Raw genomic sequence first — 26720 nt, forward strand, 5'->3', positions numbered from 1 at the left:
AACATCAGGTGACGGATGCTGCAAATCCGCTATCATTCAAGCAAACGACCTGACGGAGACGGAATGTGCAGCGGCGCCTTGAAAAGGATTGGGAGCTTTCGATCGGCCCCGACACCGTGCGCCTGTTCATCCTCAAGGCCAAGGCATTGAGTGCGGCCGTCAATGAAGACTATGCCGGTGGCGCCGAGCATGAGGTCGAACTCGACGGCGAGGCCCATGCCAACCACCATCATGACGGCCTCGCCGAGGAAAGTTCCGAAAACCTCACCGAGGAAGAACTGCGTGAGTTGATCAACGACCTCAATGTCGATGAGGCAGCCGAACTCATCGCCTTGGCCTGGATCGGTCGCGGCGACTACGATGGCACCGAATGGGCGGATGCGCTTGCCGCGGCGCGCGAACGCGCCAACAAACGCACGGCAAAGTACCTGCTCGGCATGCCGCTGCTTGCCGACTGGCTGGAGGAAGGGCTGGAAGCGATCGGCGCGTAACATCGTGGTTACCGTTCGTGATGGGGCCAAGGCAACCTCCTTGCGTCCGCGCCGTTGACGGCCATGGGGTCGATTGTCTTTTCCCAAACCTGCAGGATTGCACTGGTCGTAGCCATCGCGGCTGTGCTGGTTGCGCCCGCCGAGGCCAGACATCGCCATCGGCACCACAAGCCCCAGGTGGAGCAGCCGATGTCGCTGCGGGCCGACCAACCGCTGGAACCGCGGGGCAAGCATCGGCTGAAACGGCGGGGCTCTCAGCACGTCACGCCGGGCCCGACACAGATACAGCAGAAAACGCAGGATCCGCTGGCATCACCAGCCGAGGTTCCGGTGCCGGAGCCACGTCCCCCAGACGCGCAGAAGGCCGACGTTTCAAAGAAGGACGAGCTGAAGGCGCAAGCTCCAAAGACCGGCGGAGCAGCTGACCGGCTCAATCAAGATAAGTCGCATCAAAAAAAGCCGCCCCGCCCCGAACCATCGGCCGATACGGAAAACGAACCGGAGCCGCCTTCCGTGGCGCCGACGCCACCACCAAAGCCTGGGACCGTGGAGCCCGAGGTTGAGCCGCCGGCCGTCGCCCCGCAGCCACCGCAAAAGCCGGCGGATGCAGGCGACGAGAAAATGCTGCCCGACCCGCGCTCGGCCGATCTCCCCGACGAGAAGGTGCCCGACGAGGAAGTCTCTTGCCGCGAGCGGCTGAAGACGCTCGGTGTCGAATTCGAGGAACACAAGGCAGAAAGCAATCCCGACATCGGCTGCTCGATCCCCTACCCGATCGTGCTGAAGACACTCGGCAAGTCGATCGCCATCGGCCCCGGCACCGAGCTCAATTGCCCGATGGCCGAAGCTGCGGCGCGTTTCGCCGCTGACGTCATCCAGCCGGCGGCGAAAGCCGAATTCGGCGCGGATCTGCAATCGATCGGCCAGGCATCGGCCTTTGTCTGCCGGCCGCGCCACGGCACGAGAAAACTGTCGGAACACGCCTTCGGCAACGCGCTCGACATCGCCAGCTTCACACTGTCGGACGGCAAGAAGATCGAAGTCGGCCCGGCGCCGCCGGAAAAGGACGCGAAATTCCTCAACGCCGTGCGCAAGGCCGCCTGCGGACCGTTCAAGACCGTGCTCGGACCAGGCGCCGACCCCGACCATGCCTTGCATTTCCATCTTGATCTCGAACCGCGCCGGCATGGTGGCACCTTCTGCCAGTGAGCCTGGTGGGCCGACACTGCGTGCCGCAATTCGGCCGCAGGCATGAACACGGGCGCTGAGTTTTCCTTTACCCTTGATCGTTAAAATGCCGGATATCCGTGAATGGGATTCCGCCAATGGCCGGCAAATTTCGCGTCGTGTTTTCCACCGCCGCGCGCCAATCGAAACGTGCTGCGATGGTCGCCGCCGGCCTTGCCCTCGGGGCGGTTTCGGCTTGCAACACCGGCAGCGTGCTGTCACTTGAACCGGCCGTCGATGTCGGCTCGCAGACCGCTGCAGTGCCGCAATACACGGGCATGCAGAAGCTTGTTCCGTCCAATCCCTATATGACGAGCGCCGCCTATCCGCGCATGGATGAGCCGATGTCGCCGGTCGAGCAGATGCCGGCCAGCGAAACCGACTGCCGCCAGCAGTTGAAGCGCCTCGATGTCGCCTACACCGACCTGGCGCCGATCCATGAAGGTCAGTGCGGCATCGATTATCCGGTCAAGGTCACTGCCATAGGCAGCATCCAGATGAAGCCTGCCGCCACGCTGACCTGCGACATGGCCGCGACCTTCGCCGGCTGGACGAAGAACGAACTCGTTCCCTCCGCCCGCTGGCGCTATTTCTCCGGCGTCAAAACCATCCACCAGGGTTCCAGCTATTCCTGTCGCAACATTGCCGGCGAAGGCGTGCTGTCGGAGCACGGTAAGGGCAACGCGCTCGACGTGATGAGCATCGAGCTCAACAATGGCGACGACATCGACGTGCGCAAGCCCGGCCTGTTCGCCTTCCGCACCCGCGGTTTCCTCAACAATGTGCGCGCCGACGGCTGCCAGTATTTCACCACCGTGCTTGGCCCCGGCTACAATTACGACCACCGCAACCACTTCCACTTCGACATCAAGAACCGCAGGAACGGTTATCGCGCCTGCCGCTAGAGAGTCGGACAACAGCATGTCGACGCCCTTTGCCGGCGAAACACGACATCGCATAGAGTGATGCCGGAACGTTCGGGCGACGGTGATGAGCCAGCGAAGTTTTCGGCGACGCATTGCAATCTGGGTGGCGGCGTTCCTGGCCGCCTATCTGGCGCTCGCCTATTTCGCCGCGCCGGAATTCTGGACATTCCGGGATCGCGGCTTTCGCACCCAGCGCTTCGAGATGGTGACGCACACGCCGCAGGGCATTCCGGGTGATCCGATCAATGTCGGCCTTGTCGGCACCAAGAAGGAAGTGGTCCATGCCTTCGCCGTCGCCGGCTGGGACACTGCCGACGCGGTGACCTTGACGACCGCGATCGAGATCGGTGAAAGCGTGCTCTTCGACCATCCCTATCCCGATGCGCCGGTCAGCCGGCTGCTGTTCGACGGCCGAGCCCAGGATCTTGCGTTCGAAAAGCCGGTGGGAGCCAGCGCCGACCGGCGTCATCATGTCCGCCTCTGGCAGACAGGCGCGAGCGGCGACGACGGCCGGCCGCTGTGGCTCGGTTCGGCCAGCTTCGATCGCGGCGTGGGGCTGAGCCACGATACCGGCGCCATCACCCATCACATTGGCCCCGACATCGATGCCGAACGCAATTTCCTGATGCGCGATCTGGCCACCGCCGGCACGCTGATCTCGACCAGGGACATGGCCGGCATCGGCGCCACCAGCAGCGGGCGCAATGGCGGCGGCGATCCCTATTTCACCGACGGCGAGGCCGTTGTCGGCGTGTTGAAGCAACTGCCGTGAGATCATGTGTTCTGAGACCAGATGGTCCGGGATCGACCTGAAAATTGGCTGTGAGCCCGATGCCGCAGACGACATCGGTTGAGAGCCGTCACTGTCATCCTCTAAAAATCTTGGCGGACTATTTTCGAAAGCCGCGCCGCAATGCTATTGACCGCTCATGCTATACGTCGAAATCGCTATCGTGGTCGTCCTCATCTGTGTGAACGGCCTTTTGTCTATGTCCGAGCTCGCCATCGTCTCGTCGCGCCCGGCCAGGCTCAAGGCGATGATCGACCGCGGCGTCAACGGCGCCGGCCGGGCCCTTGAGCTTGGCTCCAATCCCGGCAAGTTCCTGTCCTCGGTGCAGATCGGCATCACTTTGGTCGGCGTTCTCTCCGGCGCGTTTTCCGGCGCCACGCTAGGCGACCGGCTGGCCACCTTCCTGGCCTCGACCGGCATGCGCGAAAACGTCGCCGATCCGGTCGGCGTCGGCATCGTCGTCGCCGTCATCACCTATTTCTCGCTGATCGTCGGCGAGCTGGTGCCCAAGCAGATCGCCTTGCGCGATCCCGAGCGCGTGGCCGCGCGGGCGGCCCCGGCAATGACCATCTTGGCCACCGTCTCGGCTCCTCTGGTCTTCCTGCTCGACATTTCCGGCCGTGCCATATTGTGGCTGCTCGGCCAGCGCGGCGAAAGCGAGGAGAAGGTTACCGACGAGGAGATCAAGATGCTGGTCGCCGAGGCCGAGCACCACGGCACTATCGAATCCGACGAGCGGCGCATGATCGCCGGTGTCATGCGGCTTGGCGATCGCGCCGTACGCGCTGTGATGACGCCGCGCACCGAGGTCGACTGGATCAATCTGCAGTCCGACGAGAGTACCATCCGCAAGCTTTTGATGGAGACCCAGCATTCGCGCCTGCCTGCGGGCGACGGTGGCGTCGACGTCATGGTCGGCGTCGTCCAGACGCGCGACGTGCTCGCCGCGCTGCTTGCCGGCCATGTGCTCGACCCGCGCAGGCATGCGCGCGCCGCCCCGATCGTCTATGACCAGGCCGACGCGCTGGACGTGTTGCAGAAGCTCAAGGAATCCGACGTGCCGATGGCGCTGGTGCATGACGAGTACGGCCACTTCGAAGGCATCGTCACCCCGGCCGACATTCTCGAAGCCATCACCGGCGTCTTCAGGGCGGACATCGATGCCGGCGACGAGGAGAATGCCGTCAAGCGCGAGGACGGCTCATGGCTGCTCGCCGGCTACATGCAGGCCGACGAAATGGCCGAGATTCTGGGCTTCGACCTGCCGGAAAACCGCGACTACGAGACCGTCGCCGGCTACGTGCTGGCGCACATGCACCATCTGCCGGCGACCGGCGAATGCGTCGACGCGCAGGGCTGGCGCTTCGAGGTGGTCGATCTCGACGGCCGCCGCATCGACAAGCTGATCGCAACCCGCCTGCCCGGCTCGCACCGAGAAGCCGTGCGCTGACCGTCAGGCGCTGCTGGCTCCTGTCAGATTCGTTCTCGCTTCGATCCGCCTCAATGTGCGTCCGGAGGCGGCGCCTTAGGTGTGACGTTGCGCAGGAACGGTACGAGAGCCGTCGCGATGACGAACGCGCTCATGATCACCAGGAACGCATCCGCGTAAGCCATCGTGGATGCCTCGCGATAAGCCAGCTGCCACAGCTGTTTCAGCGAAGCAGTGTGACCGTCGGCCACTGCGCCCGGGATCTGGCCATAGCGCAGCGCGACGCCGTCGACGAGGCGCATGGCGGCCTCATTCTGTGGCGTCAGGTGCGATGCGATCATCAGGAAATGGAAGTTGGTGCGGTCGTTCAGGATGGCGCCGCAAACGGCGATGCCGACCGCGCCGCCGAGATTGCGCATCGTGTTGAACAGGCCACTGGCATATTTCAGCCGTTCGGGCGGCAGGCTGCCGAGGCCGAGATTGACGCTCGGCGCGACCGCGAAGACCTGCGGGAAGCCACGAAAGATTTGCGGCAGAAGCAGCTGCGCGGCGCCCCATTCGCTGGTGATCGCGCTGAAGCTCCACATCGACGCGCCGAAGGAGGCAAGCCCGAACATCATCAGCCAGCGCGTGTCGAAGCGCTTGGCGAGAAAGATGTAGACGGGGACGCCGACCATCGAAGCGACACCGGTGGAAAAGACCGCCAGCCCGGTCTGCAGGGCGTCGTAGCCGCGCACGTAACCGAGAAACAGCGGCGTCAGGAAGATCGTGGCGAAGATGCCGACGCCGGTGATGAACGAGAGAAAACAGCCGATCGCGAAATTGCGGTTGCCGAAGGCGCGGAAATCGACCACCGGCTGCGAATAGGTGAGGCTACGGACGACGAACAGAACCCCGGTGATCCCGGCGAGGATGGCGCCATTGCGGATTGTCGCATCATCGAACCAGTTCCAGCGCGAACCCTCCTCAAGAACATATTCAAGTGTGCCCAGACTGACCGCCATCAGGACGATGCCGATGTAGTCGGCGCCCTTCAAAAGGGACGGATCGGGTTCGTCGATCTTGACCAGGACGGCAACGAGGATCGTGATGATGGTGCCGGGAATGACGTTGACATAGAAAAGCCAATGCCAGCTCAATGTATCGGTGATCCAGCCGCCGATGACGGGGCCGAGCGTCGGCGCGATCGAAGCGATGCTGCCAACCACCGCGGCCGCATAGACACGCCTCGGACCCTGGAAATAGTGGAACGACGAGGTGAAGACAGTCGGGATCATCGACGCGCCGAGCAACCCCTGCAGTGCGCGGAAAGCGATCATGCTTTCGATGTTCCAGGCCAATCCGCAAAGCATGCTTGCCAGGGTGAAGCCGGCGGCCGAGATGGTGAAAAGCCATCGGGTCGAGAACACGCGCGTGAGCCAGCCCGATAGCGGGATCACGATGATTTCCGCCACCAGGTAGGATGTCTGCACCCAGCCGATCTGATCCTGGGCAGCCGACAGGCCGCCGCCGATATCCTGGAGCGAGGACGCGACGATCTGGATGTCGAGAAGCGCTATGAACATCCCCACGCACATCACCATGAACGGCAGGATGCTCGCCAGGAAGGATTGCGGGACGGCGCGCTCTGACATGGCGTTCTCAGTGCGACGCGGTATCGACGGTCACGGCGGTCGACAAACCTGGCCTGAGCGCAACTTTCTGCGCCTGGTCCTGGTCGATCGTGATCCTGACGGGAACACGCTGGACGATCTTGGTGAAATTGCCGGTCGCGTTCTGCGGCGGGATCACGCTGAAGATGGCCCCGGTTGCCGGCCCCAGGCTGGTGACATGTCCTTTGAGCGGCTCGTCGGGTGCAATGTCGGTATAGACCGTCGCCGGCTGCCCCTCGGCCATCTGCCGTAGCTGGTCTTCCTTGAAATTGGCGTCGACCCAAAGCCCCGATGCCGGAACGATCGTCAGGAGATAGCTGCCGGGTGAAACATAGGTGCCGACCTGCGCCAGCCTGTTGCCGATGATGCCATCGATGGGCGAGCGGATTTCGGTGAAGCCGAGATCGAGCTGCGCGGTGTCGACATCGGCCTTGGCTGCCGCGACCGCGGCGGTTGCTTCCGAGATCTGTGTGTTGAGGACGTCGAGCTGTTGCTTCGCCGCCGCAAGTCCCGCACGGGWGGCGGCGACCGACGCCTTGGCCTGGCCATCGGCCGCAAAGCTTCTCTCGGCGTCCTGCTGCGAACCGGCCCTGGTGCTGGCCAGCACCTCATAGCGCTTCGCGTCCTGAGCGGTGAAAACGGCGGCCGCGCTCTTGGCCTCGAGATCGGCCTCGGCCTGCTCGATCACCGAATTCTGCAGCGAGATTTGGGCATGAAGGTTGTCGAGAGCCGACTGTTGCTGCTGGACCGATGCCTCGGCATGTTCCAGCGCCGCCTTGAAGGACCGGTCGTCGATGCGGATCACGAGCTGACCCGCCTCGACATGCTGGTTGTCCTCGACAAGGATCTGGTCGATATGACCGGCGACCCGTGGCGCCAGCGGCGTGACGTTGCCGCCGACATAGGCGTCATCGGTCGAGACGAGAAAGCGGCCGGCCTGCCACCACTGGACGCCGTACCAGCCGGCGACGCCGATCACGACAAGGCCTGCCAACATCAGCAGCGGCCTGCGACGCTTCCCGGCGGGCATGGGAGTGGCGGCAACGGAAATGGCAGGCGTGAGATTTTGGGCGACCGATGGCTGCAATTCGGCCGGCGAGAGGACCTTGTTCATCTGCCGCGCTCCTCGTCCTGGCTGTGCTGAAGCAACGCGTTGTCGACCAGCGGAAGGCCTGAGCCTTCGCTGCTGAAGCGATATCGCCGCCGCATGCGATCGGTGGCCTTGGGTGCCGTTGCCATGGCGAAGTCCTCGCTGTCGAGTTCCTTGCCGGTCTGGCGATCGACCAGCACCGGCTCGGCCCAGCGCCCGTCAGCCTTGTCCACAACGACGAGGCTGGGGCCCTCGGGCGCCAGATGCTTGTTGCCCCAAGCGAGCAAGGAAAGCAGGACCGGGCGGAAATCGCGCGCCTTGGAGGTCAGCACATATTCATGGCGAAGCGGCCGTTCGCAGTAGACGCGCTTCTCGAACAGGCCGCGCTCGACCAGGCTGTTCAGCCGCCGCGTCAGAATGTTGGGCGCAATCTCCAGGCTCTTCTGAAACTGGTCGAAGCGCGTCAGGCCCTGGAACGCATCCCGCAGCAGCAGAATGCTCCACCACTCACCCACATCGTCGAGACTGCGCGCGATGGGGCATGGGCGGGTTTCGAAGCTTGTTTTGGCAACCATTGTCGCTGGTCTCTTTCAAAATGAAAGTGACTCATAGCCTAGTGGATTGCATTATGCAAGTGACTTGTGAGGATCGAGGGCTGGAACCCGGTTTTCAACGGAGATCGGCTAAAACACCAAGACGTCGATTCCGCCCATCGGATGGACGGCAGCGCCGTGCACTACGCTGTGGATACGGATCGCGACGACGTCACGTCAAAATGATAGGGTCATGTGCTCGACCAAAGGCCTTGGCCTCGGCATGCTCACCGGCCCGCGTCACATCCCGGCGGTAGCCTGAATGGCCGCGGCGGGCCGGCCCCATGCCGGCCCGCGTGCGTTTCATCGACAAGCTCCTCGCCACCCGCCTGCCAAGCCGCGCTGATAATTGTCGAGAAGCGCTGACATCCATGAAACCTTTTGATTTTTAAGCCGTTGTCGGCCTATGTCCGGGGTCAAATCCAAGCCGAAATCTGTCAACGGTGCCAAACCACGCGGAGCTGAAAAGTCGCGCCAGGAAAAGGCATCGACTGTCGAAGCCGCGCCCGAGGCCGACGGGCATGCCGCGCCCGAGGTCGACGGGCATGCCGCGCCCGAGGTCAATGGCCAGGCCGCGCCGCCGCCCGATGTCATCGAACCCGATCCGGAACTGACGCCAGAAAAGGCCGAGCAGGCGCGCAAGAGATATCTGTTGAAGCGCTTCTGGATCAGTGCGCGCGGTTACTGGGGCCGCGGCGGCGACAGGCTCGCCTGGCCGTTCACGATCGGGCTGTTGATCCTGATATGCGTGAACGTCGGCTTCCAGTATGGGATCAATCGCTGGAACCGGGCGATTTTCGACGCCCTTGAGCAACGCGATGCCCACACCGTGTATTTCCTGAGCGCCGTTTTCGTGCCGCTGGTGCTCGGAAGCGGAAGCCTTGTCGTTACGCAAGTCTTTCTTCGCATGACGATTCAGCGCCGCTGGCGTTCCTGGCTCACCACCGCGGTCATCGCGCGCTGGCTTGCGAACGGCCGCTACTATCAGTTGAACCTCGTCGGCGGCGACCATCAGAACCCCGAAGCCCGCGTTTCGGAGGATTTGCGGATTGCCACCGAATCCCCGGTCGACTTCACCGCCGGTGTCATCAACGCGTTTCTGTCGGCCTCGACCTTCATCGTGGTGCTGTGGACGATCGGCGGAGCCCTGAGCTTCACAGTCTCGGGTTCGACCATCACGGTTCCCGGCTTCCTCGTCATCACGGCGATCATCTATGCCGCGATCACGTCCACTTCGATGGCGGTGATTGGCCGCCATTTCGTCCACCTCTCCGAGGAAAAGAACCAGGCGGAAGCCGAATTCCGCTACACGCTGACGCGCGTGCGCGAGAACGGCGAGAGTATCGCGTTGCTCGGCGGCGAGGAGGAGGAGCGCAGCGGCATCGACAAAAGGTTCGCCCATGTGCTCAGACAATGGGCGCTCCTCACAGGCCAGCACATGCGCACCGCACTGGTGTCGCAAGGGTCGAGCCTGTTTGCGCCGGTCGTGCCGGTTTTGCTTTGCGCTCCAAAGTTTCTCGAAGGCAGCATGACACTTGGACAGGTCATGCAGGCTGCCTCCGCCTTTGCCATCGTGCAGGGCGCATTCGGATGGCTGGTCGACAACTACCCCCGTCTCGCCGACTGGAACGCCTCGGCAAGGCGCATCGCCTCGCTGATGATGTCGCTCGATGGGCTCGAGCGCGCCGAGCAGAGCGACGCCCTGGGACGCATCCAGCGCGGCGAAACCGAAGACGGTGCGATGCTCAGCATCGACAATCTCTCCGTGACGCTCGACGACGGCACGTCCGTAGTCAAGGAAACCAAGGTGGTGATCGAACCGGGCGAGCGGGTGCTGGTCGCCGGCGAATCTGGTTCAGGCAAGAGCACGCTGGTGCGGGCCGTCGCGGGCCTGTGGCCATGGGGTGGCGGCAGCGTCAATTTCCACGCCGACAGGCGGCTGTTCATGTTGCCGCAACGACCCTACATCCCCTCAGGCACGCTTCGCCGCGCAGTCGCCTATCCCGCCGCCGCTGACAACTGGACGATCAAGGAGATCAAGGCTGCGCTTGATAGGGTGGGCCTCGCCTATCTCGCCGACAGGATCGAGGACGACGCGCCATGGGACCAGACCTTGTCGGGTGGCGAAAAGCAGCGGCTCGCCTTCGCGCGTCTCCTGCTGCACAGCCCCGACATCATCGTGCTGGATGAAGCAACCGCAGCGCTCGATGAGAAGAGCCAGGGCAAGATGATGGAGGTGCTTATCCAAGAATTGCCGAAGGTGACTATCATAAGTGTAGCGCATCGCGCCGAGCTGGAAGCCTTCCATAGCCGCAAGATCACGCTGGAGCGGCGCGAGGGCGGCGCAAAGCTCGTCAGCGATGTCGATCTTGTCCCACGCAAGGGCAGACGCAACTTGATCGGGCGCGCCTTGTGGGGCTCTGGCCGAAAGGCAGCGTGACCATGGGTAAAGCGGTCTCTGCAGGCGATTGATCGACCAAAACTAGGGGATCAGCACCACCTTCCCCGTCGAGCGGCGCTCGTCCAGCAAGCGGTGCGCTTCGCCAGCCTGGTCGAGCGGGAAGCGGCCGCCGATCGCAACCTGGAGCCGACCGATTGCCGCCAGTTGGAACAGCTCGGACAGGCTGGCTTTCAGTACGTCCGTGGACAGCAGCGGCAGCAGCGCGAAACCTCTCAAAGACTGGTTGCGGCCGATCATCGCTTCCAGGTCGGAAGCCGCGAGCGTGTAGCGGCCAAGTGCGGCGAACACCAGTTCGCCGCCGGGTGCCAGAGCCTGCAGCAACGCAGCCGTCAGTGCGCCGCCGACCGTGTCGTAGATGATATCGGCGCCCTGCCCGTCCGTGATGTCACGGAGGTGAGCGGGCCACTCCGGCTTGAGATAGTCGACGGCGGCATCGGCGCCGAGCGACAAAGCGAGATCGAGCTTGGCCTTGCCGCCGGCGGCCGCGATCACCTTGCGTGCGCCCTTTAGCCTGGCCAGTTGGACAAGCAGCGAACCGACGCCACCCGAAGCGGCCGGCACCAGCACCGACTTGCCGCCGGGCGGGCTTTGCCGCAGCAGGTGAAGGGCCGTCAGCCCCTGTACCATCAACGCCGTGGCATCCTCGAACAACAGGGCATCCGGCAGCCGCACGACGAGATCGGCGTCGATCGTCACCTGCTCGGCATAGCCGCTGTGAGGATGCTTTGAAACGAACAAAGGCGCGGCGACACGGGCTCCCAGCAGCGACGCATCCGCCCCGTGTCCAACGGCCTCGACGAAGCCCGCGGCCTCGACGCCAAGGATCATCGGCAGTTGCGGCGTCACCGCGTAGCCATCCCTGCGCATCAGCACTTCGAAGAAATTGATCCCGGCGGCATGGACGCGGATCAGCACCTCGCCGGCCTGCGGCACTGGCGACGGCAGGTCGACCGCCTCCAGCACGTCGGGACCGCCGAAGCGGCTGAGTTGAATGGCTTTCATGGCAAACTCCGATCGCTATGGCATCGGCGACGGTTTGCCACTATCTGCGCAGCCTCGACTACACACTCATTTGTCCCCTGCTGACCAGGAGGTGACCATGGCCAATCCGAGCAAGAGACAGCCCATCAAGCGATTGCCGATGCTGCCGGCGGAACGCGCCCTGAAAGTGATCGCTGGGCGCTGGAAGGCGGTCATCCTCTACCATCTCTTCGACGGCCCGCGACGACTGTCGGTGCTGAAAGCGATGATGCCTGGCATCACCCAGAAGGTGCTGATCCAGCAGCTGCGCGAAATGGAGGAGCACGGCCTCGTCAGCCGCGAGATCTTTGCCGAAGTCCCCTCGCGCGTCGAATATTCGGCGACAAGTCTCGGCCTCAGCCTCGAGCCGATCCTGCTGGCGCTTTGCCAATGGGGCCGGCACCACGCCGACGAACTCAACGAAAGGGATCGCCTCGCCGATTGCATCATCCGCCCAAGGCCGGCGCGGGAGACGCACGCCTCCCACAATTGAAAAAGGGCGGCGCGAGCGCCGCCCCGGATCCTTGGGAGGACAATTCGAACCGGCGGTCAGGCCGCCTTGACTTCCTCGGCGACGGCGTCGGCCTGACGTGCTGCCTTGAGCACCTTGGCCCACCACGCGACGTCGTTGACCAGCGCCGTGGCGGCCTGGTTCAGGTGCTCGAGCTCTTCGAGCTTCTTCTCGCCCTGGCGGACGGCGAGGAAGTCGCCCCAGGCGATATGGACGGCCGACTTAACCGGCGCCATCTGCAATTCGACCGCATGAAGGCGCAGCTGCTCGACGGCGCGGGAGCCTCCGACGCTGCCATAGCCGACGAAGCCGGCCGGCTTCTTGTTCCATTCGTTGGCAGCGTAGTCGATGGCGTTCTTGAGCACGGCCGTCGGACCATGATTGTATTCGGCGGCGGTGAAGATGAAGCCGTCGAATTCGGCGACCTTCTTCTGCCAGCGCTTCGCCACTTCATTCTGCGACGGCGCCCAGGCGGAGGATGCGACCTCGTCGAAGAACGGCAGCGGGAAGTCGCGCAGATCGACGATCTCGACATCGATATCGGCATGCGATTTGGCGATCTTGGCGATCCACTGGGTTGGTACGTCGGCGAAGCGCGCGGCGCGCGTGGAACCGACAACGATGGCGATCTTGGGTTTTGACATGGGGCTCTTCCTTGCAAGTAAAGCTGGTATCGTTTGGATACCGGCGCTATATGAGATACTGTCAACTCGCGGCGCAAGGAGGCACCTTTTTGTTACTGAGGAACCCGCTCAACACCGAAGATTGCCGCGCCGTTTCGGAAATCCTGCAGCGCGTCGGCGATAAATGGACCGTTCTCGTGGTCGGAAAGCTCGGCCAAGGACCGTTGCGATTCAATGAGTTACGCGCTGCTGTCGGCGGCATCTCGCAGAAGATGCTGACCACCACCTTGCGCGGATTGGAGCGTGACGGCTTCGTCACCCGCACGGTGTTCCCGACCATACCGCCGCGCGTCGATTATGAGCTGACCGAACTCGGCCATGAGTTGCTGATCCCGGTCAGCGCACTCGGTGAATGGGCCCGTGTCAACACCACGCGCGTGCGGGCAGCACGTGAGAAATTCGACGAGACGCATGCCTGAAGCCTTTGTATTGCAATGGTTTTCGCCGATGGCTGCGCTAGCGACATTGCATTCCGTCGGCGGCTGTTGACCGGTTTCGGGTCTGGCTTTCAGACGAACGCCGTCAGCGGACAAGGGCAAAGCCGCAGCGGTACCTGCCAGCGCGGCGTTCAGCAATCGTTGACTGATTGTCTTCGTTCATCAACAGACCGTGCGCGGCCCGTTTCGCATCTGCCGCGTGTTCACCCCGGCATGGCTGTGCGCCGAAGCCCCCGGTCAGGCTTCCGCCGGAACCGCCTTTGGCTTGCCCTCGCCATCCAGCGCCACCATGACGAAATCGGCATGGGTGACCTTCTCCATCAGGTCTGAGAGATAGCGCTGCGCCCAGGCCTCGACCTTGAGCGTCATCGAGGTGCGGCCGACACGCTCGACATGGGTGTAGATGCACAGCGTGTCGCCGATCTTCATCGGCTTGGCGAACGACATCTCCTTCACCGCCGCCGTCACCACGCGGCCCTTGGCGCGCTCGGCCGCACGGATGCCGCAGGCAAGATCCATCTGCGCCATCACCCAGCCGCCGAAGATGTCGCCGGCCGCATTGGCGTCCGAAGGCATGGCCAGCGTGCGCAGCGTCAGATCGCCGAGCGGCCGTCCTTCAGCGTAGTGCACCATGGGGGAAATCCTTCGAGGTCAATGCCCCCGTAGCGTCATGGCACCGAGAGGTCAACGCGCCACCCACCGAAGTCTCGCTTGGCCGCTAGAAGTAACGCTCGAGGTTCGAGCGAATGCGGTCCAGGACGCTATTCCCAGAAAGGTCGGGAGAGAATTCCCTGCCTGTGATTGCCTCGTAAGCCTGCGCATAGACCCGCGATGCCTGCTCGACGATCTCGTCGGGTATGTCAGGAATCGGTTGGCTGTAGGGATCGCATCGCGCAGAGACCCACGACCGGATGAAATCCTTGTCGAAACTCTCCGGCCGGCTGCCGCTGGCGAGGGCTTCCTCATAGCTCTTGGCGATCCAGTACCGGCTGCTGTCCGGCGTGTGGATTTCGTCGGCAAGGATTATGGTCCCGTTCTTGTCGGTGCCGAATTCGTATTTCGTATCGGCGAGGATGAGGCCGCGTTCGGCGGCGCGCTGCTGTCCACGGGCGAACAGCTGCAAGGCATAGCCCGATACGGTATCCCACTGCGCCGGCGTGAGAAGGCCCTGGTCAAGGATCTCGGCCTTGGACAGGGGCTCGTCATGGCCACCGTGCAGGGCCTTGCTGGTCGGCGTGATGATCGGCTCGGCCAGTTTTTCATTGTCGCGCAGGCCGTCCGGCAGGGTCATTCCATACATGTCCCGGTCACCGCGCCGGTACCTTGTCAGGATCGAGGTGCTGGTGGTTCCCGCCAGATATCCTCGCACGACGATTTCGACCGGCAGGATGTCCAGCCTTGTGCCGACGACGACGTTCGGGTCGGGATATTCGAGAACATGGTTCGGGCAGATATCGGCGGTTTCCTCGAACCAGAACCGCGCGGTCTGGGTGAGGATCTCCCCCTTGAACGGGATCGAGGTCAGGATGGTGTCGAAGGCACTAAGGCGGTCGGTGGCGATGATGATGCGCCTGCCGTCCGGCAGGTCGTAGTTTTCGCGGACCTTGCCGCTGTAGTGGCCCGACAATTCGGGAATGAAAGCATCAGGCAAGGTGCGCATATGATTCCTGCCTTCCGCAGATTGGCTGATATCATCGCATATGCTGTCGACCCCATGCATATCAAGCGCGATTGTCGGGATTCCCCGCAACTCGACCTGGCATCGCGGTCGCTTTTTTCACAACCGATGCCGGAAGGCGCGGCGACGCGGCGGACCCGCCGCGTCTAGGCTGTGGCCAGATTTCCGGAGCCGCCCACCAATCATGCAAACCTATGACTTCATCATCGTCGGCTCCGGCTCGGCCGGCTCGGTCCTGGCCGACAAACTGTCGGCCTCCGGACGCTTTTCCGTGCTGGTGCTGGAAGCCGGCGGCACCGACCGCCGCTTCTACGTGCAGATGCCGCTCGGCTACGGCAAGACCTTCTTCGATCCGGCGGTGAACTGGAACTACAAGGCCGAACCGGACCCTGGCCTGGCGGGCAACGCCGACCACTGGCCGCGCGGCAAGCTGCTTGGCGGCTCGAGCTCGATCAATGCCATGGTCTGGATCCGGGGCGCGCGCGAGGATTTCGATACCTGGGCAGCCGCCGGCAACCCAGGCTGGGGCTATGACGATATCTTGCCCGCCTTCAAGGCGCTGGAGGACAATCAGGCCGGCGCCGACACATGGCGCGGTGTCGGCGGGCCGCTGCATGTCACCGATTGTTCGGACGCCGTCCACCCGCTGACCAAGCGCTATCTCGCCGCCGGCCAGCAGGTCGGCCTGCCGCTCAACCCGGATTTCAACGGTGCTGCCCAGGAGGGCGTCGGCGTCTACCAGATCTCGACCAAGAATGGCCGCCGCATGTCGGCGGCGCGTGCCTTCCTGCGCCCGGCGATGAAGCGCGCCAACGTCCGCGTCGAGATGAACGCGCTGGCGACCCGGGTGCTGTTCGAAGGCAAGCGCGCCGTCGGCGTCGAATATCTGCAGAACGGCGAGACCAAGACGGCGCGTGCCGGCTGTGAGGTCATCCTGTCGGGCGGCTCGGTCAACTCGCCGCAATTGCTGCAGCTGTCCGGCGTCGGCCCCTCGGCGCTGCTCAAGGGGCTTGGCATCGCCGTCGTCCACGCCAACGAGAATGTCGGCGCGCATCTGCAGGACCATGTCGGCATCAACTACACCTTCAAGGGCAGGCTGCCGACGCTCAACCAGACACTGCGTCCGTGGTGGGGCAAGCTCCTGGTCGGCATGCAATACATCCTGACGCGGTCCGGGCCGCTGTCGCTGTCGATGAACAATGCCGGCGGCTTCTTCCGCACCGACCCGGCGGCGACCCGCCCCAACATGCAGCTCTATTTCCAGGCCTTCTCGACCGTCATTCCCAAAAGCGGTGAGCGTCCGATCCTGACGCCCGACCCGTGGCCGGGCTTTTCCATCGGCCTGTCCAATTGCCGCCCGTCGAGCCGCGGCGAGATCATGATCCGTTCCAGCAATCCGCGCGACTATCCCAGGATATCAGCCAATGCCTATTCGACCGAGGCCGACGTCGCCGAGATGCTCGACGCGGTGAAGTTCGTGCGCAAGATCGCCTCGATGCCGGCAATGGCCGAGATCATCGAGGAAGAGGTGCTGCCGGGCCCGTCGATCACATCCGACGCCGATCTGATCCAGGATTTCCGGAAGCGCTCGGGCACCGTCTATCACCCGGTGTCGACCTGCCGCATGGGCCCCGATCCCGCGCGCGCCGTCGTCGATCCGCGCCTCAAGGTGCACGGTATCGAAGGCTTGCGCGTCATCGACGCCTCGATCTTTCCCGACAACATCACCGGCAACACCAACGCCGCCTCGATCATGACCGGTTGGAAGGGCGCCGAACTGGTTCTGGAGGACCAAAAATGAAAATCACCGACGTCAAGACCTGGGTTGTCGGCAACCCGCCGCCCGGCATCGGCGGCAAGTATTTCATCTTCGTCAAGCTGACCACCGATGGTGGTGTCGTCGGCTATGGCGAGGCTTACAACGCCACCTTCTCCGCCCATGTCACGGCGAAGATGGTCGAGGATATGGCCGAGCGCTATTTGATCGGCCGCGATCCGCACGACATCGAGAACTTCTTCCGCCGCGCCTATTCCTCCGGCTTCACCCAGCGCCCGGATGTGTCCGGCATGGGCTGCTTCTCGGCGCTCGAAATGGCCTGCTGGGACATTGTCGGCAAGGAAGCCAACAAGCCGGTCTACAAATTGCTCGGCGGCCAGGTGCACGAGACGCTGCGCTCCTACACCTATCTCTACCCGCACACCGGCAGCGTCCACTCCGAGGATGCACGCGGCAAGAACGTCTACAACGACCCCGATCTCGCCGCCGCCTGCGCGCTCGAATATGTCGAGCAGGGCTTCAATGCCGTCAAGCTCGACCCGGCCGGCCCTTACACCGCCTTCGATGGTCACCAGCCGCGCCTCGTCGACATCGATCTATCGGCGCGTATGATCAAGGCGATCCGCGAGGCGGTTGGCACCCGCGCCGACATCCTGTTCGGCACCCATGGCCAGTTCACCGCCTCCGGCGCGCTGCGCCTGGCCCGCGCCATCGAACCCTATGACCCGCTGTGGTTCGAGGAGCCGGTGCCGCCCGACATGCCTGAAGTGATGGCGCAGGTGGCGCGAGGCACGTCGATCCCGATCGCCACCGGCGAGCGGCTGACGACCAAGTTCGAATTCGCCCGCGTCATCGAGAACCGCGCCGCGACCATCCTGCAGCCCGACCTTGGCCGCTCCGGCGGCATCCTCGAAACCAAGAAGATCGCCGCCATGGCCGAGGCTTACCACATCCAGGTCGCCCCGCACTGCTATTGCGGGCCGATCGTCGGTGCTGCCAACATCCAGTTGGCGGTGACGCTGCCCAACTTCCTCATCCTGGAATCGCTGAAGCAGTGGGACGGGTTCCACGCGACGCTGCTTACGAAGAAGATCGAGTGGCAGGACGGCAACGTCATCCCGTCCAAGGAGCCCGGCCTCGGCGTCGAGCTCAACGAAGCGGTCTGCGACGCGCATCCCTACACCGGCAAGGAACTGCATCTGCAGATGATGCAGACGCCGCTGATGCCGTGAGCGAAAGCTATGCCTTCATCGGCCTTGGCCATCTCGGCGGCAATCTTGCCGCCAGCCTGATCCGCAATGGCTTTGCGGTCACCGTCTTCGACCGCGAGCCCGCTGCTGTCGAGCGCCTCGTCGCGCTCGGCGCCACCGCCGCCAACAGTCCCGCCGAGGCCGCCGCGCGAGCCGGCAATGCCGTAACCTGCCTGCCCTCGCCCAAAGTCAGCGAAGCGGTGTTGGCCGGTCCAGGCGGCTTGCTCGAGGGCCTGCCCGAAGGCGGCACCTGGATCGAGATGTCGACCAACGGCCGCGACGAGATCGTCCGTCTGGCCGCCCTCGCCTCGGCCAAGGGCATCGAGACGTTGGAATGCCCGGTCACCGGCGGCGTGCATCTGGCGGCAGTTGGAAAAATCACCGCACTGGTCGGTAGCGATGCGGCACTCTATGCGCGCCATCGCCCGGCCATCGAAGCGATGTGCGCGAAGTCGTTCCTGATGGGACCGGTCGGCTCGGCGGCGGTGATCAAGGTGATCACCAACATGCTCGCCTTCATCCATCTTGTCGCCGCCGGCGAGGCCTTGATGCTGGCCAGGCAAGGCGGGCTCGACCTCGCCCAATCCTACCACGCCATCGTCGCCTCCTCCGGCAACAGCTTCGTCCATGAGACGGAAAGCCAGCTCATTCTCAACGGCTCCTACGACATCGGCTTCACCATGGACCTGGCGCTGAAGGATCTCGGCTTCGCGCTCGCCATGGGCGAACAGTCTGGCGTGCCGCTCGAGCTGGCATCGCGCGTCAACGCGATTTTTGAACAAGGCAGGCAAGCCTATGGCGGCGGCGCCTGGTCCACCCAGATCGTCAAATTGCTGGAAGATGCTGTCGGCACTGACCTGCGCGCGCCCGGTTTCCCGTCCAAGCTCGAAGTCTGACACCAGGCAAGAAATCAAGCGATTTCAGTTGGTTGGATCCATCTCCGGATTCACCTGAATCGATCTGTTAACGACTTGATTCAATATCTCAGCGTCAGCGCGCCGGGCAGGATCTCGAAGGTCGCCGGTATGCGTCCCGGTGACTCGCCGTCTATGTCGACCAATGCGCCGTTCTTGTCGACATCGCCGAGCGGCTCGACCACCACTTTCCGGCCGCGCAGGATGGTGATCGCGGGATGGTTGCGGTGCCGGCCTCCATAGAGCAGCCTGATGTCCCAGATCAGCTTCAGCTTGCCGGCCGCGCGCAGGATGACGATGTCGAACTGCCCGTCGGCCAGTTCCGCATCCGGCGCGATCATCATGCCACCGCCGAAGAACTTGCCGTTGGCGACCGCCACCAGCGCCATGYGCGCCTCGACCGGCGTGCCGTCGTCGACCGTGATCCTGACATGCTGGAAGCGGTAGCGGATGAATTCGACCACGGTGCGCCACAGGAACAGCGTCTTGGCCGACATCTTGCCCTTGCGCTTGTCGGCGTTGACGGCGCGGTCGGTGGCGCCCGACAGGCCGAGGCTGGCGATGTTGATGAAATGCCGGCTGGCCAGCGCGCCATGGTCGTCGATGTAGCAAATGCGCCCGGCATCGACTTTCCGAGGCTTGGTCTCGGCGAGCCGCTTCAGCACCGCATCAACCTCGCGCGGTAGGCCGAGCCCGCGCGCGAAATCGATGCCGGTCCCGCACGGCAAGAGGCCAAGCTCGGTTGTTCTGCGGCCTTCCTTGGACGCCTGCAGCAGCCCGTCGGCCACCTCGCTGGCAGTGCCATCACCGCCGGCCGCGATCACCAGGTCGAAACCGTTTGCCGCGAGATCGAGCGCCAGCCTTTCGGCGTCACCTTCGGCCTGCGTCTCGCGCAGCTCGAATTCGCCGAAATGCTTTTTCAGCGACGCGGCGACCTCCGGCCAATGCCGTTTCAACCGGCCGCCACCGGCAATCGGATTGAGGATCACTCCGACTTTCAAGCACACCCTCCCGCAAGGACATCAAGGCGCCCGGCGCCTCGAATCCTTTGCCGGCATTGAAACCCGCGCCCGCCGACAGGGCAAGGGCGAATGTCCACCGCTGCCGCCCGTCATGGCGGACCGGAAAATCCGTTGTCCTTGCTTGATCCCCGATAATCCCACTATCCACAGGCCTGCCGCAGTGTCGCCAACCACTTACCCGGCGTACATTGAACCCATCTCAGGCGGCTACCGATCGCCCAGCCGAAAGGCGAAGTGAAAGGCGGATTTCCTGAGGCCCGTACGGCCCTGAGCGAGAGCAGGCTTGCCTGTTGGAGGGACGGATGCCGAGACCTACGGGGCCGCGGAAAGCGTGCCAACGCCGACGGCGGACCGATGCTGCCATGAAGGACGGCAAAAACCTTCGATGGTGCGCAGGGCAAAGCCCGCAAGGGCGGAGACCGGCGTGGTCCCGAACGGGCGCTGCTCTCGGGTGGCGGGCTGGCAGGACCGTCAAAATCAAGGCCGGCATGGCGCGACGACTTTAGGGAAGTTGCTGCCGCGACCGTGTCCTGATCTGACAGGGAGGCGCTGGGAGAGATCCCGGCGCCGACTGTCTTTTTTGGCTATCCCCTACAATTTTTACGCTGTTTCCGGATAGAGCTGCAACCGGCGCTGAAATCAGCTACCGTCCGGCGTCAATTGAAGGGGGATACTTCATGACGTTGATCCAGAAGCTTGCCGTTGCCTATGCGTTCCTGTTCTTCGCCGTCGTTGCCATCGGCTACATACCGGCGTTCAACGATGCCAACGGCAATCTGTTCGGCCTGTTCTCGCTGCAATGGTACGACGACCTGCTACACGCCTTCTCCGGCGTCTGGGCGCTGGCCGCCGCCTTCATCTCGCATCGCCAGGCGGTGTTCTATTTCAAGCTGTTCGGGTCGGTCTATCTGTTCGACGGCGTGCTTGGCCTGATCACCGGTTCCGGCTGCCTCGATGCCGGCATCTTCATCAACGGCTTCCGCTCCCTCAACGATATCGAATTCCCGGCCCGCTTCTTCGCCAACCTGCCGCACATCGTCATTGGCGGCTTCGCCGTCTATGTCGGCTTCTGGCTGTCGAAGCGCATACACGACCACTTCGCCACGGCCTGATCCGGCAATGTTGCTGTTTCGCTGGCTGAAGCGCATCGTCAAGGCGATCCTGTGGCTGATCGTCATTGTCGTCCTGATCCCGGTCGTCGGGCTGAGCTATGGCTTCCTGACGACGTCGTCACTCGACAAGGCGCCGCTGCCCGGCATTGCCGACGGCGCGCCGCCCAAGGCGCTGGCCGACAAGGTTCGCGCCGAAATCCCCGGCTATCAGCGGCCGGAGGAATCGACCTTCCTCACCTACCCGGAATGGGCGATCGTCTACGCCGCGCGCGAATATGCCGGCTTCGTCGACAAGAACCAGCCGAGCGGCTTTCCCTATTGGTCCTATGTCGGTCGCTTCTGGCAGGACTACGCCATGGTGATCCGCGCCAGCTCTCCCTACAAGTTCAACTATGCCAACCACCAGATGCTGGTCATCATCGGCACCAGCCACAGCATCGAACACATCCTGCAATGGGCCTATGAGAACACGGTCGGCCGCATCACCGAGGCGACCGCTGGCAAGCGCACCGCCGCCGACATCTATCAGGCCAAGGTGGCGGCCGACTATGCCGCTTTCCTCGACCAGGTGCCGTGGTATCAATTTCCCTATGCCGAGAGGCGCGCCGGCCTGTTTGCCGTGCAGCCGGCGCCGGGCGACAGCTCCATCCGCACCAGCGAACGTAAGCTTGCCTTCGGCCTCGCCGACACCATCAAGCAGGGCTACGCCGACCTGATCAAGCAGGCACTCGCAGCCACGTCCCCACCAGCCTTCCTCGACATCCATGTCTGGGCCAAAGGGCCGGTCGGCGAAGCGACGCGTAACGAGCCCGATACGTTGCTGGAGCGCGACTACGGCGCCGACGGCGCTGTCTTCGTCACCAAGCGCTACCAGGTGTTTACCGAGATGATTCCGCGCCTGATCGACAAGGGCGTCTCCTTCGTCGAAATCGGCGGCAATGACGAGATCATGGTCACCGTGCTTTCGACCGACTCGATCGCTGTGCCCGAAGGCATCCGCATCCTGTTCAGCTACCCGCTCCCGGCCGACCCGGCGACGCGCCGCACCGGGCTGACCGTCGCCGTGCGCAAATTGCATCTCGTGCTGCCAGCTCTGATCAAGTCAGGCGCCAGGCTCGAACACGTCTATGATTATTGAAACGATAGCCAGGCAATGCGCAGACTGATCCGCATCGTCGGCTGGCTTGCGCTCACGCTGGTCGCGCTCATTGTGGTCACGCTTGTCGGCTTTCGCGGCGCGGCGGCGCTGCGAGAGAACCTGTCACCCGAGGAGGCAGCTCCGGCGGGAGCACTGTTTGCCACCGTCGATGGCCTGAAGATCCACTACCAGGTTTGGGGACCACAGGACGGGCCGCCGCTGCTGCTGTTCCACGGCACGGCCTCCTGGGCCGAGACCTACCGCGATATCGCCGTGCCATTGGGAGACCAGGGCTTTCGCGTCATAGCGCCCGACATGCCTCCCTTTGGCTATTCGCAAAGACCGGTCGACCAGGACTATACGCGCGCTGCCCACGCAAAACGTGTCCTCGGTTTCGCCGACGCGCTCGGCCTCCGCCATTTCAGCGTCGGGGTCCATTCCTATGGCGGCGGTGGCGTGATCGAAGCCGCCTTCGAGGCTCCGGATCGCATCGACGCTCTGATCCTGCTCGACGTCGCACTTGGCCTCGGCCGGACCGAGGCGCCGACAATCCCATTTGCCGCTCTCCTGAACCTCCGATGGCCTCGCGAACTGCTCACTGCCTCGACCTTCACCAATCCGCTCATGGTCGGACCGGGTCTGCGCTCGTTCATCGAGAACGACGACGTGGTCACGGCTGAACGCATCGCGATCTACGCGCGGCCCCTCAATGTCGAAGGCACCACCGATGCAGTCGGCCATTGGCTGTTCAGCGGCCTGTTCAACGACGAACGAAAATCCCTTGCCGCCAACCCCGCGAACTATCGCGCCTTCACGCCGCCCGTCCTCGTCATCTGGGGACGAGACGATACGACCACGCCCCTGGCACAGGGTGAAGAGATTGCCGCGTTGTTTCCGCACGCCGAACTGGCGGTTCTCGATGGCGTCAACCACATCCCGCAGGTCGAACGTCCGCACGATGTGGTGCGGCTGATCGCAAATTTCCTCAAACGAATCGCGCCGGCCACTCGATAGATCGACCGTTCGGCGCTCCGCCACGCTCATTCCACAATCGCGGCCAAATCCCGCCTTGTTCGCGCGCGATGGATTGTTGCACGTCGCCCAAAAGCGGAGACCGGGTTTGAGACCGCAACATGCACCGAATTGGGCTGCCGGGGGGCATCTGGAAGGGACAAGACCGTGATCAAGACCGCCCTTGTCGCCATGACCATTGTCGGCTGCGACTGCGACGCCAAGCTTTGCGAATATATCGGCGAGACGCCGGCCAAGTGGTCGACGATCGCCGAATGCGAAGCGGCGATGAAGAGCCAGATGCTGCACGAGCGCAATTTCAACTATCCGCTCATCTCCGGCATCTGCCGCGCAAAAGGCTCGTCGTCCTCCTCGCAACTGGCCGCGACCGCGTCGCGCCCGGACCTGAAGCCCGCCAGCAGGGTCGTTGAAACCGAAAGCCCGCTGCCGCCGGAATTGAGCCGCCGACCGAGCGTTCCTGTCGGCGCGCCGACGACGGCCGTGGAAGCGGAGGCCGCCCGGCCCGTCGCCTATGAACAAGTGGTCGATGGCGGAACCGGCGTGCTCTACCGCACGAAGAACGGCTACGCCGTGGTCAAGACCGATCTTGGCCGCGCTGCCTCTGCGACCGCCGACATGGCGAAACGGTCGGCGAACTGGCTGGCCGGACTGGTGCCGAAGGGGCTGTAGAGCAACTCCAGGGCTAGTGTGAAGCGGTTTTCCCGGAAAAAGCGCATAGCGCTTTCCCTCAGGGGATTGCGCCGAAACAACGCCCCTACAGCTTGACCTTCAGGCTCTGCCAGAACTTGTCGATCAGCGGCTTTTCGGTCGCCGCATCCTCGCCGGCGACGCGGGTGATGAACAACAACCCCTGATCGGCAAGGCCGAAGCCGACGATCTCGAAATCGGCGGTGTCGGTGCGTGTCTTCACCTTGGCGAGAATGCCGGTCAGTTCCTTGCCGTCGGCGAGCTTGCGCGTCGTCGGCTCCTGCGTCAGCGTCGCACCAGCCTGCACCGATTCCTTGGTCATTTCCTGCAGCATCAACTGGTTGAGCGACACCGGATTCATCTTGCCGTATTCCTGCACGACGACGATCGTGCCCAGCGCCGATGCCATCAGATACTGCGTGATGCTCTCGCCGAGGTCGGTCTTGGTCACCGAAATGTTGCTCGGATGGACGAAGGAGAAACTGCCGCCAGAAAATGTGGCGAAGTCGTTGCGTTCGAGCGTCACCTTGCTCTGTTTGCCGCCGGGCAGCGTCACCTTTGTGCTTTCGCCGGGATCGATATCGACCGAGACACCGTCGATCGTCAGCTTGAAAGCCTTGAGATCCTCGGCTCCGGCCGGTCCAGCGCACAGCGCGATGAGGGTGAGTGCCGCCGCTGATACCATCCGCATGGTTGTTCTCCTGACGTCTATACCACCCCGCTCAGCGCCTTGATGGCACGGTAGAAGGTCGAGGAAAACAGTTCCGTCGGGTCATATTGCCGCTTCGCCGCCAGGAAGGCCGGCAATTCGGGATAGGAGGCCAGCAATTCCCTGGCGGTGTAATGCAGCTGATAGGGCAGGAAGAACCGCCCGCCATGCTTGATCGTCACGTCGATCAGCGCCCGTGTCAGTGCCCGCATTTTCGCGCTGCCGTCGGCATCGGTCGGCTGGTTGATGTAGAGCACCAGCGAATAGGCCGGCTCCGGCGCATAGGTCAGCGCGACATCTTCCTTGTGGACGATGCGCACCGAGGCATTGAGCACCGGCAGCGGCTGGTTGCGCAGGATTTCGCGCGCTTCGGCGATGAACTCGATATAGGCGGCGCGCGGAATAAAGTATTCGTGCAGGATGTCGGTCTCATCCATCAGGTCGTTGAACAGATAGGGCACCGAATCGTGCATCGGGTTGTTGCGGGTTACGAGACAGGCCTCGCCCTCGGCCATGGCTGAAGTGCGCGCCACCGTGCAGCTCTCGAATTTCGGTTCCAGCGTCTTTTCGGTGAACCACTTCAACTCCTGGAACAGGCTGCCCCATTTCGCCAGATTGATGAGCACCCGCTTCAGCCCCACCGAACCCGGCTCGCCGATCTCTGGCTGGTCGGCCGGCGGCTGGTCGGCCACCTTGTCGTAGCGATAGACGATCATGTCCTCGAGGAAATTGCCCGGCGCCGTCGACAGATGGCCGTAGAACAGGCCGATCTGCTTATTCGGCTCCAGCACGTCGGCGAAGAATTTAGGGAAATCGTCCGATTTGATGATCTCGCGCGAGGTGCGGTAGACCGTGTTGTCGACGATATCGAGCGTCGCCTCCAGCACCACGCCGAACAGGCCGTAGCCGCCGACGACGTGGCGGAACAGCTCGATGTTCTCGGTTGGCGAGCAGGTCGTCACCGAACCATCGGCCAGCATCACCCGCATCGAACGGATCGAGCCGGCAACCGAACCTGCCTGGTGGTCCATGCCATGCGCGTTGACCGACAGCGAGCCGCCGACCGAGAAGATGTCGGTCGACTGCATCGCCTTCACCGCGAAGCGCGGGTGCAGGAGGTTCTGGATGTCGTGCCAGCGCGCGCCCGGCTGCAGGGTCATGGTCTTGGCCGCGGCATCGACGGTGACCTTGTTGAACTTTCTGAGATCGAGCACCAGCGCGTTGTCGTCGAAGGCGTGCCCGCCCATCGAGTGGCGGATGGCGGCCAGCGAGATTTTCAGCCCGTTGGCGCGCGCGAAGGCCAGCGCCTTGGCGATGTGGTCTTCCTCGCTGACCTCGACCACGCCATAGACCGGCGTCTTCGACAGGCCGCTGGCGTCGTTGATGTCGCCGCCTTTTGCCGACCAGGGCAGCGAAGGATCGAAGGCCGGCGGACTGGCAATCGGCTTCATTGGCAGCGCGATGCCATCGACATCGGCGATGCGCCCGGCGTTCTTCGGTCCCGAAGGCCCTCGCGCCAACCGCGCCACAGTGGTGCCGCCCCACAGCACCGCGCCGCCGAAGACGGCCGCACCCAGCAGCAATCGCCGCGACAGGCGAAACCCTTTTTGTTCCTCGGCCATGGATATCCCCCCGTTGGCCAAGGGATAACGCGGCTCTTTGGCAAAAACCATAGCAGTGCATGGCGGAGCCGAGGCGTTGTTACGGCATCAAGGCGCCCAATGATGAGGTTCAGGCGTCACAAAGGTGATCTCGAAGAGTTGCGCTGCCCCCCATCCGCCTGCCTGGCGATGAGGGACAGCGCCCTACCCATCAAGATTGGGCTTACGAAGACTTCTTGATCGACGTCACCATGCCGGTCTTGTCATCGACCGTCACCGCCACCTTGGCGCCGACCTTCAGTTTGCCGACCGCCGCTTCCGGCGACAACTGGTAGATCTTGCCGTCGTCGAGGGTGATCGACTTGGTCGTCGGATCGACCGACTGGATGGTGCCCTGAACGGTCGCGGCATAGGCCGTGCCGAGGAAGGCGAGCAGGGCGGCGGTGGTTGCGAGGGTCTTCTTCATCGGTAAGCACTCCGTGCTGTTTCG

The 26720-nt window shown here is 63.5% G+C and carries 26 protein-coding genes; 15 read left to right on the forward strand and 11 right to left on the reverse strand.

Annotated elements, in window-relative coordinates; all coding sequences use genetic code 11:
• Positions 1 to 65: 65 nt before the first annotated feature.
• The 5 genes from AC1D0I_RS15335 to AC1D0I_RS15355 all read left to right on the forward strand — a co-directional run bounded on the left by AC1D0I_RS15335 (position 66) and on the right by AC1D0I_RS15355 (position 4884).
• Positions 66 to 491, forward strand: coding sequence for a DUF3775 domain-containing protein (locus AC1D0I_RS15335; protein WP_184874603.1), 426 nt, complete (start codon positions 66 to 68; stop codon positions 489 to 491).
• 177 nt (positions 492 to 668) lie between these two features.
• Positions 669 to 1700, forward strand: a complete 1032-nt coding sequence (locus AC1D0I_RS15340) for an extensin-like domain-containing protein (protein WP_477396104.1) — start codon at positions 669 to 671, stop codon at positions 1698 to 1700.
• A gap of 116 nt (positions 1701 to 1816) precedes the next feature.
• The gene (locus tag AC1D0I_RS15345) at positions 1817 to 2623 is read left to right on the forward strand and encodes an extensin-like domain-containing protein (protein WP_477396106.1); all 807 of its coding nucleotides are present in this window, start codon (positions 1817 to 1819) and stop codon (positions 2621 to 2623) included.
• A gap of 85 nt (positions 2624 to 2708) precedes the next feature.
• Positions 2709 to 3416 (forward strand): LssY C-terminal domain-containing protein, encoded by a 708-nt coding sequence (locus AC1D0I_RS15350; protein ID WP_477282410.1) that lies wholly within the window; start codon positions 2709 to 2711, stop codon positions 3414 to 3416.
• 157 nt (positions 3417 to 3573) lie between these two features.
• Entirely contained in the window at positions 3574 to 4884 is a 1311-nt protein-coding gene (locus AC1D0I_RS15355; protein ID WP_457154052.1) for a hemolysin family protein, read from the forward strand.
• Positions 4885 to 4934: 50 nt separating this feature from the next.
• Here the strand turns inward: AC1D0I_RS15355 and AC1D0I_RS15360 are convergent, their stop codons facing one another.
• The 3 genes from AC1D0I_RS15360 to AC1D0I_RS15370 are packed head-to-tail and all read right to left on the reverse strand — an operon-like array spanning position 4935 to position 8180.
• Positions 4935 to 6497, reverse strand: a complete 1563-nt coding sequence (locus AC1D0I_RS15360) for a DHA2 family efflux MFS transporter permease subunit (RefSeq protein WP_477396108.1) — start codon at positions 6495 to 6497, stop codon at positions 4935 to 4937.
• A 7-nt stretch (positions 6498 to 6504) separates the two neighbouring features.
• Positions 6505 to 7629 carry an HlyD family secretion protein gene (locus tag AC1D0I_RS15365; RefSeq protein ID WP_477396110.1) on the reverse strand — a complete coding sequence of 375 codons (1125 nt, stop codon included), beginning with the start codon at positions 7627 to 7629 and terminating at the stop codon, positions 6505 to 6507.
• Positions 7626 to 8180, reverse strand: coding sequence for a winged helix-turn-helix transcriptional regulator (locus tag AC1D0I_RS15370; protein WP_477396112.1), 555 nt, complete (start codon positions 8178 to 8180; stop codon positions 7626 to 7628). Before AC1D0I_RS15370 ends, AC1D0I_RS15365 begins: the two co-directional genes overlap by 4 nt.
• 424 nt (positions 8181 to 8604) lie before the next feature.
• Between AC1D0I_RS15370 and AC1D0I_RS15375 the strand changes: the two genes are divergently transcribed.
• Positions 8605 to 10638 (forward strand): ABC transporter ATP-binding protein/permease, encoded by a 2034-nt coding sequence (locus tag AC1D0I_RS15375; protein ID WP_477396114.1) that lies wholly within the window; start codon positions 8605 to 8607, stop codon positions 10636 to 10638.
• A gap of 42 nt (positions 10639 to 10680) precedes the next feature.
• Here the strand turns inward: AC1D0I_RS15375 and AC1D0I_RS15380 are convergent, their stop codons facing one another.
• Positions 10681 to 11661, reverse strand: a complete 981-nt coding sequence (locus AC1D0I_RS15380; RefSeq protein WP_477396116.1) for a quinone oxidoreductase family protein — start codon at positions 11659 to 11661, stop codon at positions 10681 to 10683.
• 97 nt (positions 11662 to 11758) lie between these two features.
• Here AC1D0I_RS15380 and AC1D0I_RS15385 point away from each other — a divergent pair, with 97 nt between their 5' ends.
• Entirely contained in the window at positions 11759 to 12172 is a 414-nt protein-coding gene (locus AC1D0I_RS15385) for a winged helix-turn-helix transcriptional regulator (RefSeq protein ID WP_477396118.1), read from the forward strand.
• A gap of 56 nt (positions 12173 to 12228) precedes the next feature.
• Here the strand turns inward: AC1D0I_RS15385 and AC1D0I_RS15390 are convergent, their stop codons facing one another.
• Complete coding sequence (locus AC1D0I_RS15390; protein WP_095090908.1) at positions 12229 to 12834, reverse strand: NADPH-dependent FMN reductase; 606 nt, start codon at positions 12832 to 12834, stop codon at positions 12229 to 12231.
• An 89-nt stretch (positions 12835 to 12923) separates the two neighbouring features.
• Here AC1D0I_RS15390 and AC1D0I_RS15395 point away from each other — a divergent pair, with 89 nt between their 5' ends.
• Positions 12924 to 13292 carry a winged helix-turn-helix transcriptional regulator gene (locus AC1D0I_RS15395; RefSeq protein ID WP_477396120.1) on the forward strand — a complete coding sequence of 123 codons (369 nt, stop codon included), beginning with the start codon at positions 12924 to 12926 and terminating at the stop codon, positions 13290 to 13292.
• 255 nt (positions 13293 to 13547) lie between these two features.
• On the opposite strand, the gene AC1D0I_RS15400 is transcribed toward AC1D0I_RS15395, so the two are convergent.
• Positions 13548 to 13943 (reverse strand): acyl-CoA thioesterase, encoded by a 396-nt coding sequence (locus tag AC1D0I_RS15400; protein ID WP_095090906.1) that lies wholly within the window; start codon positions 13941 to 13943, stop codon positions 13548 to 13550.
• Positions 13944 to 14028: 85 nt separating this feature from the next.
• Positions 14029 to 14970 (reverse strand): phosphoribosylaminoimidazolesuccinocarboxamide synthase, encoded by a 942-nt coding sequence (locus AC1D0I_RS15405; RefSeq protein ID WP_477396122.1) that lies wholly within the window; start codon positions 14968 to 14970, stop codon positions 14029 to 14031.
• Between the two features lie 202 nt (positions 14971 to 15172).
• Here AC1D0I_RS15405 and AC1D0I_RS15410 point away from each other — a divergent pair, with 202 nt between their 5' ends.
• Genes AC1D0I_RS15410 through AC1D0I_RS15420 form a run of 3 tightly spaced genes read left to right on the forward strand, consistent with a single transcriptional unit; the run spans position 15173 to position 18911 of the window.
• Positions 15173 to 16789: a GMC family oxidoreductase gene (locus tag AC1D0I_RS15410; RefSeq protein WP_477396124.1), complete on the forward strand. Its 1617-nt coding sequence runs from the start codon at positions 15173 to 15175 to the stop codon at positions 16787 to 16789.
• Complete coding sequence (locus tag AC1D0I_RS15415; protein ID WP_477300415.1) at positions 16786 to 17997, forward strand: mandelate racemase/muconate lactonizing enzyme family protein; 1212 nt, start codon at positions 16786 to 16788, stop codon at positions 17995 to 17997. Before AC1D0I_RS15410 ends, AC1D0I_RS15415 begins: the two co-directional genes overlap by 4 nt.
• Entirely contained in the window at positions 17994 to 18911 is a 918-nt protein-coding gene (locus AC1D0I_RS15420) for an NAD(P)-dependent oxidoreductase (protein ID WP_477396126.1), read from the forward strand. Before AC1D0I_RS15415 ends, AC1D0I_RS15420 begins: the two co-directional genes overlap by 4 nt.
• 80 nt (positions 18912 to 18991) lie before the next feature.
• On the opposite strand, the gene AC1D0I_RS15425 is transcribed toward AC1D0I_RS15420, so the two are convergent.
• Positions 18992 to 19930, reverse strand: coding sequence for a diacylglycerol/lipid kinase family protein (locus AC1D0I_RS15425; protein WP_477396128.1), 939 nt, complete (start codon positions 19928 to 19930; stop codon positions 18992 to 18994).
• Positions 19931 to 20628: 698 nt separating this feature from the next.
• On the opposite strand from AC1D0I_RS15425, the gene AC1D0I_RS15430 reads away from it, so the two are divergent.
• From AC1D0I_RS15430 to AC1D0I_RS15445, 4 genes are all read left to right on the forward strand, one after another.
• Complete coding sequence (locus AC1D0I_RS15430) at positions 20629 to 21063, forward strand: DUF4383 domain-containing protein (protein ID WP_095792823.1); 435 nt, start codon at positions 20629 to 20631, stop codon at positions 21061 to 21063.
• A 7-nt stretch (positions 21064 to 21070) separates the two neighbouring features.
• The gene (locus tag AC1D0I_RS15435; protein WP_477396130.1) at positions 21071 to 22201 is read left to right on the forward strand and encodes a hypothetical protein; all 1131 of its coding nucleotides are present in this window, start codon (positions 21071 to 21073) and stop codon (positions 22199 to 22201) included.
• A gap of 15 nt (positions 22202 to 22216) precedes the next feature.
• Positions 22217 to 23215 carry an alpha/beta fold hydrolase gene (locus tag AC1D0I_RS15440; protein ID WP_477396132.1) on the forward strand — a complete coding sequence of 333 codons (999 nt, stop codon included), beginning with the start codon at positions 22217 to 22219 and terminating at the stop codon, positions 23213 to 23215.
• Between the two features lie 165 nt (positions 23216 to 23380).
• Positions 23381 to 23902 (forward strand): hypothetical protein, encoded by a 522-nt coding sequence (locus tag AC1D0I_RS15445; protein ID WP_477396134.1) that lies wholly within the window; start codon positions 23381 to 23383, stop codon positions 23900 to 23902.
• Between the two features lie 85 nt (positions 23903 to 23987).
• Here AC1D0I_RS15445 and AC1D0I_RS15450 read toward each other — a convergent pair whose 3' ends face one another.
• The 3 genes from AC1D0I_RS15450 to AC1D0I_RS15460 form a co-directional block, all read right to left on the reverse strand.
• Positions 23988 to 24611 carry a hypothetical protein gene (locus tag AC1D0I_RS15450; RefSeq protein WP_477396136.1) on the reverse strand — a complete coding sequence of 208 codons (624 nt, stop codon included), beginning with the start codon at positions 24609 to 24611 and terminating at the stop codon, positions 23988 to 23990.
• Positions 24612 to 24628: 17 nt separating this feature from the next.
• Entirely contained in the window at positions 24629 to 26251 is a 1623-nt protein-coding gene (locus AC1D0I_RS15455; protein ID WP_477396138.1) for an FAD-binding oxidoreductase, read from the reverse strand.
• A 202-nt stretch (positions 26252 to 26453) separates the two neighbouring features.
• Positions 26454 to 26696, reverse strand: coding sequence for a DUF1344 domain-containing protein (locus AC1D0I_RS15460; RefSeq protein ID WP_095090895.1), 243 nt, complete (start codon positions 26694 to 26696; stop codon positions 26454 to 26456).
• Positions 26697 to 26720: the final 24 nt, after the last annotated feature.

Source organism: Mesorhizobium sp. P2_D1, assembly GCF_056404455.1.

Bases quoted from the DNA above. Each gene is read 5' to 3' on its own strand.
- AC1D0I_RS15440 (WP_477396132.1), top strand. From the start codon at position 22,217: ATGCGCAGACTGATCCGCATCGTCGGCTGGCTTGCGCTCACGCTGGTC.
- AC1D0I_RS15430 (WP_095792823.1), top strand. From the start codon at position 20,629: ATGACGTTGATCCAGAAGCTTGCCGTTGCCTATGCGTTCCTGTTCTTC.
- AC1D0I_RS15370 (WP_477396112.1), bottom strand. From the start codon at position 8,180: ATGGTTGCCAAAACAAGCTTCGAAACCCGCCCATGCCCCATCGCGCGC.
- AC1D0I_RS15400 (WP_095090906.1), bottom strand. From the start codon at position 13,943: ATGGTGCACTACGCTGAAGGACGGCCGCTCGGCGATCTGACGCTGCGC.
- AC1D0I_RS15360 (WP_477396108.1), bottom strand. From the start codon at position 6,497: ATGTCAGAGCGCGCCGTCCCGCAATCCTTCCTGGCGAGCATCCTGCCG.
- AC1D0I_RS15450 (WP_477396136.1), bottom strand. From the start codon at position 24,611: ATGCGGATGGTATCAGCGGCGGCACTCACCCTCATCGCGCTGTGCGCT.
- AC1D0I_RS15415 (WP_477300415.1), top strand. From the start codon at position 16,786: ATGAAAATCACCGACGTCAAGACCTGGGTTGTCGGCAACCCGCCGCCC.
- AC1D0I_RS15355 (WP_457154052.1), top strand. From the start codon at position 3,574: ATGCTATACGTCGAAATCGCTATCGTGGTCGTCCTCATCTGTGTGAAC.
- AC1D0I_RS15385 (WP_477396118.1), top strand. From the start codon at position 11,759: ATGGCCAATCCGAGCAAGAGACAGCCCATCAAGCGATTGCCGATGCTG.
- AC1D0I_RS15410 (WP_477396124.1), top strand. From the start codon at position 15,173: ATGCAAACCTATGACTTCATCATCGTCGGCTCCGGCTCGGCCGGCTCG.
- AC1D0I_RS15350 (WP_477282410.1), top strand. From the start codon at position 2,709: ATGAGCCAGCGAAGTTTTCGGCGACGCATTGCAATCTGGGTGGCGGCG.
- AC1D0I_RS15455 (WP_477396138.1), bottom strand. From the start codon at position 26,251: ATGGCCGAGGAACAAAAAGGGTTTCGCCTGTCGCGGCGATTGCTGCTG.
- AC1D0I_RS15460 (WP_095090895.1), bottom strand. From the start codon at position 26,696: ATGAAGAAGACCCTCGCAACCACCGCCGCCCTGCTCGCCTTCCTCGGC.
- AC1D0I_RS15375 (WP_477396114.1), top strand. From the start codon at position 8,605: ATGTCCGGGGTCAAATCCAAGCCGAAATCTGTCAACGGTGCCAAACCA.
- AC1D0I_RS15345 (WP_477396106.1), top strand. From the start codon at position 1,817: ATGGCCGGCAAATTTCGCGTCGTGTTTTCCACCGCCGCGCGCCAATCG.
- AC1D0I_RS15405 (WP_477396122.1), bottom strand. From the start codon at position 14,970: ATGCGCACCTTGCCTGATGCTTTCATTCCCGAATTGTCGGGCCACTAC.
- AC1D0I_RS15390 (WP_095090908.1), bottom strand. From the start codon at position 12,834: ATGTCAAAACCCAAGATCGCCATCGTTGTCGGTTCCACGCGCGCCGCG.
- AC1D0I_RS15380 (WP_477396116.1), bottom strand. From the start codon at position 11,661: ATGAAAGCCATTCAACTCAGCCGCTTCGGCGGTCCCGACGTGCTGGAG.
- AC1D0I_RS15435 (WP_477396130.1), top strand. From the start codon at position 21,071: ATGTTGCTGTTTCGCTGGCTGAAGCGCATCGTCAAGGCGATCCTGTGG.